Here is a 1,299-nt window from a genome sequence, read left to right as displayed (position 1 = left end):
CCGGCGGGCGACGGGCCGGACCCGGGCGGCCTGCGGGGGATCCCGGCGTTCGGGGGCCGGTGGGTTCCCTGTGCGGGGCCGGGTGCGGGGCCCTGCGGGCTGGGGCAACGGGGTTCGCAGGCCCAGTGCCGCGAGTACGCTCCGTGTGATCCCCGGAACACCTTCCGCCCCTTCGATCCCCAGGTCGGAGCATGCGGTTAGACTGCATACGACATACGTGGATTCCAACCCTGCCTGACGCAGAGCTGGCGCCGTCGCGTGGCTGAACACCCGCCCGCGGCCACTGCGCAAGAGGACAGCTCTCGGTGCTCGTACGGACGCAGCCGTACCGCACTACCAGGCGGCAGAAAGGCCCGGCCGTGGCGTCCAAGCCCGGCTACCGTCTGTTGTTGCGCACCCCTGGTGCCTGGTCGTTCCTGATCCCGGGCTTCCTGGCCCGACAGCCCTTCGCCATGCTGACCATCGGCATCGTGCTGCTGGTCCAGCACACCACCGGCTCGTTCGCGGTGGCCGGAACCGTCTCCGCGGCGACCGGCGTCTCGATGGCACTCTTCGCCCCGCAGGCCGGCAAGCTCGCCGACCGGTTCGGGCAGCGGGCGGTACTGCTGCCCGGCGCGCTGCTGCACGCGGCGGCCGTGGCCGCGCTGATCTGGCTCGCACTGGCCGGGGCCCCGCTGTGGGCCCTGCTGCTGACCGCCCTACCGGCCGGCGCGTCCGTCCCGCAGGTCGGCCCGATGGTCCGCGCCCGCTGGGCGCACAAGCTCAGCGGCAGCCGGCTCATGCCGACCGCCGCCGCCTTCGAGTCGGTCACCGACGAGTTCACCTTCGTCGTCGGACCGGTCCTGGCCACCGCCCTGTGCACCGGAGTGCACCCGGCGGCCGGCCTGGTCGCCGAGGCCCTGCTGACCGTCGTCGGCGGCCTGCTCATCGCCGCTCAGGTCCGCACCGCACCCCCGGCGCACCGCGCCCCCCGGATCGCCGGTCAGCGCCGCGCCTCCGCGATGTCGGTACCGGGCGTGCGGGTGCTCATCGTCGCGTTCCTGGGCATCGGCACCGTCTTCGGCGGCATGCAGGTCTCGTTGACCGCCTTCACCCAGGACATCGGCCAGCCCGGCGCGAACGGCCTGCTCTACGGCATCTTCGCCGGCGGCAACATGCTGGCCGGTGTGGTCTGCGGCGTCGTCGTGTGGCGCTCGCTCCCGCAGCGCCGGCTGCCCGTCGCCTACGGCCTGCTGGCGCTCGCCACCGTGCCGCTCGCCTTCGCCGCCTCCGCCGGCTCCGCCCCGCTCGTCGGCGTGG

Annotated in this window: 1 protein-coding gene; it reads left to right on the top strand. The window is 74.1% G+C overall.

Annotated features, from left to right (window positions below; genetic code table 11):
• Positions 1-359: 359 nt before the first annotated feature.
• Positions 360-1,299, top strand: a 940-nt coding sequence (locus ACYVE9_RS27225) for an MFS transporter (protein ID WP_461030551.1), incomplete at its 3' end; no start/stop codon positions are given.

The sequence above is a fragment of the Streptomyces sparsus genome, from assembly GCF_054776295.1.
The sequence above is the reverse complement of the archived record's forward strand: the minus strand, read 5'-3'. Positions and strand labels throughout refer to the sequence as shown.